At 62.6% G+C, this 3,824-nt stretch carries 5 protein-coding genes; 3 read left to right on the top strand and 2 right to left on the bottom strand.

Annotated elements, in window-relative coordinates:
* Together BN903_RS10295 and BN903_RS10290 are read left to right on the top strand one after the other, a co-directional pair.
* A partial coding sequence (locus BN903_RS10295) for an ABC transporter permease (RefSeq protein ID WP_154018116.1) occupies positions 1–705 on the top strand: 705 nt, incomplete at its 5' end.
* 245 nt (positions 706–950) lie between these two features.
* Positions 951–1,976 (top strand): hypothetical protein, encoded by a 1,026-nt coding sequence (locus BN903_RS10290; protein WP_154018111.1) that lies wholly within the window; start codon positions 951–953, stop codon positions 1,974–1,976.
* Between the two features lie 111 nt (positions 1,977–2,087).
* On the opposite strand, the gene BN903_RS10285 is transcribed toward BN903_RS10290, so the two are convergent.
* Together BN903_RS10285 and pdxS are read right to left on the bottom strand one after the other, a co-directional pair.
* Entirely contained in the window at positions 2,088–2,609 is a 522-nt protein-coding gene (locus BN903_RS10285; protein ID WP_048077644.1) for a hypothetical protein, read from the bottom strand.
* A 61-nt stretch (positions 2,610–2,670) separates the two neighbouring features.
* Positions 2,671–3,579, bottom strand: coding sequence for a pyridoxal 5'-phosphate synthase lyase subunit PdxS (gene pdxS, locus BN903_RS10280; RefSeq protein WP_048077643.1), 909 nt, complete (start codon positions 3,577–3,579; stop codon positions 2,671–2,673).
* A gap of 150 nt (positions 3,580–3,729) precedes the next feature.
* Here pdxS and BN903_RS18120 point away from each other — a divergent pair.
* Positions 3,730–3,824 (top strand): NTP transferase domain-containing protein (locus BN903_RS18120; protein ID WP_154018115.1); only part of this gene is annotated, 95 nt, incomplete at its 3' end.

Here is a 3,824-nt window from a genome sequence, read left to right as displayed (position 1 = left end):
TGGCAGAGGACCTCGGGGCCCGGCGCGGGCGACACCGTCGAGATCGCCGGCTCGCAGGTGCGCGTGATCGCGGTGCTGGTCGAGAGCCAGACGTTCAGCCCGGTCGCGCCCGACAACGCGGTGTTCCTCCCCGAGTCCGCGTTCTCGGCCGACGGCTACGCGCAGGCGCTCGTGATCGCCGACTCGGGCGCACAGGCCAACGCCGCCGCGGACGCCATCCGCGAGGAGGTGAACGCGCGCGAAGACCGGGTAGAGCTGTTCGAACTGGCGGCCCTCGTCGACGAGATCAACGAGTTCTTCGGCCTGCTCTCGACGTTCCTGCTCGGCCTCGGTGCCATCTCGCTCGTCGTCGCCGGCGTTTCCATCCTCAACGTGATGTTGATGAGCACCGTCGAGCGCAGACAGGAGATCGGGGTGATGCGCGCGGTCGGCGTCGCCCGCCGCGACGTGTTGCGCGTCCTCCTCGCCGAGGCCGGACTGATCGGCGCGGTCGGAGCCGCGGCCGGCACGCTGCTCACCGTCCTGCTCGTCGCCGGCCTCGTCCTCGCGACGCCCGCCGTCGACGCCGCCCTCGTGCTTGACCCGACGAACGGCTACTACCTCCTTCTGGCGCTCGGCTTCGGCGTCGGCGTCGGGATCGTCAGCGGCGCGTATCCCGCGTGGAAGGCGGCCAACGAGCGCCCGGTCGAGGCGCTTCGGAGCTGATTCGAGGAGACGACTGGGAGCCCGTTCCGGATCGTTCGCCGAACCCGGGAGATCCGAGCCGAGATCGGGTGACAGGGCCTCCCGTCGAACGCTTCTCATTTGGACGCGAGATTGAACGAAATGGACGTCGCTAAGGCGTGCGAGTCGACCGGCTAGAATCCCACCAATTCGAGTACGAGCCAACTGATACCATTGAGCTAGATATTCACAGAAAACATATACGCACCCATTGACACCGCTTCCGTGTGAAACGCCGAGATCTCATCGCTGTCGGATCCCTCTCTCTCATTGCTGCCGGTTCTGGCTGTATGGATCTCTCAGAGGGAGAATCTCAGGACGAGCCGCGGGTGAGTATGCCCGTCACTGTAGACAACATTAGAGTCGGCTTCGATACCGAACAAGTTATTGAGATATTCGACCTGGCAGGAAGCCAATTACCTGAGGAAAATCAGGAGCATACCGTCAGAATAGACGTTACCCCGTTAGAGCAGTATGGAGTAAACACAGAAGATCTCTCTGTCGAAACCACACAAGGGAGATACGGATCTACAGAGGCTTACAACAACAACGTCGATACTTTGGATATCACTGACGGGATTATTGACCTCGTGATTCGTACGTCGGAGGATGCGTCCGATGCGGACCCGATCGCATTGAAGTTGACAGGATACCAGTTCACAGATGTCGAAGCAGTGACTGAAGTCCAATACGACGTTCAATCCCCCGATGACCATGTGGAGTTCCGCCAAGGCAGTTTCCACGGTGGTAAAAGCGGGAGTAAGTGTGGTTTCGCGCTTTCATTAGACGGGGAGTTCACACTCGTTAACCCTCAGTTACTCCCACCAACACTGTGTCCGAATTCAATTAACACCTATCGTGAGACCCAACAGGATCTCTACGTTGAGTGGCTGACTCCAGAAGCTGACGAGGTAGTAATCGAGATTGATATATCGTTACTTGAAGAGTACGGAACAATAGAAGGGTTCACCATTGAGCCACTGAGCAAAAGTCGTAATTCTGATGAACCTATGGTCTGGGGCGCAACTCTTGAGAATTTAGCAATTGATGATTGGACAATTTCCATGAAACTAGTGCCAGATTCCGGCACTAACTACGCTTCGGTAGGTGTCCAACTCAGTGGAATAAATCTCAACATCGGAGACCCGCTCAGAGATGTTTCATACGATATGACTATTGAAGGAGACGCTGATGAGACGGTGGAGACGGAATCATTCGACATCGTTGATGATCCGCCTGATAACGATCATTAATTGTCAAGACTGACTCGTTTTTTCGTGAAGTGATCTGACGAATAACTGGCAACTAAGGTTCGGAGTGACAGGTGAGTCATCTGTGTTGAGCGGATGTCGCTTCGTCGCCAGTCACGCGGACACGCGACGCGCTCCCCATCGAACCGTTGTTCCGACCCCGTAGCCGACGGTTCCGAGGACGACCGCGAGCGGCAGGGCGAACTCGACGACCGACTCCAACCCGCCCATCAGCTCGGCGCGGGCCGACCCGTGTGCGTATCCCAGCATCCGCGGGTAGCTGTATCGGGACCCGACCGCCCACTCACCGGTGAGGTAGCCGAGCAGCGGCGGGAACACGTACCCCCAGACGGCGATCAGCCCGAGCGAGCCGGTCGTCGGCGTGAGCCCCGCACCGACGAGGCCGCCGGCGACGGCGATAGCGGGCACGATCACGAGCCAGCCGAAGAAGACGTAGAGTCCGACGCTCGCGCCCGCGAGAAACGCGACCGACACGGCCGCGAGGAGCACGGCGACCGACAACAAGAGGGCCCGGCGCGGACGGCGGTTGCCGACGAGGTGTCGTCGGAGCCGACCGCTATCGGGACTGTCGCTGTCGAGTCGTTCGTTGTCGGGAGAACCGCCGGGAGGGCTCATATCGAGCGGTGCGACGCCCAGCGAAAAACGTCTTGTACCGAGTGTGGGATCGAGCGACCGCTCAGACGCCGCGGCCCTGAAGCTGCTCTTCCTCTTTCATGTCCTCGTTGGACTGGCCTTTCATCCCCTTGCCCGTGCCGCTGGCGATGCGGGCGAGCTCCTCGGGGTCGTCCCAGTTGTTGACGGCCTCGACGATGGCGTTGCCCATCGCCGCGGGGTCCTCCGCGCCGAAGATACCGGAGCCGACGAAGATGCCGTCGCAGCCGTGGTACATCATCAGCGCGGCGTCGGCGGGCGTCGCGATGCCGCCGGCCGCGAAGTTGACGACCGGGAGCCGCTCGGCCTCGGCGGTCTCGTGGACCAGATCGCGAGGCGCACCGTGTTCGCGGGCCCACTTCTCGCGTTCCTCGTAGTTGAGTCCGGTGAGCGTCCGGATCTGGTTTTTGATGGTGCGCTGGTGTTTGACGGCCTGATTCACGTCGCCGGTGCCGGCCTCGCCCTTCGTCCGGATCATCGCCGCGCCCTCGTGGACCCGGCGGAGCGCCTCGGGGAGGTTCCGGGCCCCGCAGACGAACGGCGAGGTGAAGTCGCGCTTGTCGGTGTGGTACTCGTCGTCCGCGGGCGTGAGCACCTCGGACTCGTCGATCATGTCGACGCCGAGCGCCTCTAAGATCTCCGCCTCCTTGCGGTGGCCGATGCGGGACTTGCCCATCACCGGGATCGAGACCTCGTCGATGATCTCGGGGACGCGCTCGGGGTCGGGCATCCGCGCGACGCCGCCGCGCTTGCGGATGTCCGCCGGCACGTGTTCGAGCACCATCACGGCGACCGCGCCCGCGTCCTCCGCGATCCGGGCCTGTTCACGGTTGACGACGTCCATGATGACGCCGCCCTTCTGCATCTGCGCGAAGCCGCGCTTGACCAGCTCGGTCCCGCGCTTCAGCTCCTCTAAGTCCGTGGCCTCTGGCATGAATATCGATTGGGTCGCCGGCCACTTAACGGGTCGCTTTCGGGGGGATGGACCGCCCAGAGCGCCGCTTGCGCCCGAACCTGTTCGGCGGGTCCCCGCCCGCTCGGAACCACCGCAACGGCGAAGTCCCCGCCCGTCCGAGTGACGGCCGTGACTACCGGAGCGATCCTCGCCGGCGGGCGCTCGACGCGCTTCGGCGACGCGGACAAGGCCGTCGCGCCGATCGGCGGCGTGCCGATGGTCCG

The organism is Halorubrum sp. AJ67, from assembly GCF_000513435.1.
This window is presented reverse-complemented; position numbering and strand designations above follow the sequence as displayed.

Excerpts from the sequence above, each read along its gene's own strand:
- BN903_RS10285 (WP_048077644.1), bottom strand. The coding sequence starts at position 2,609 with ATGAGCCCTCCCGGCGGTTCTCCCGACAACGAACGACTCGACAGCGAC.
- pdxS (WP_048077643.1), bottom strand. The coding sequence starts at position 3,579 with ATGCCAGAGGCCACGGACTTAGAGGAGCTGAAGCGCGGGACCGAGCTG.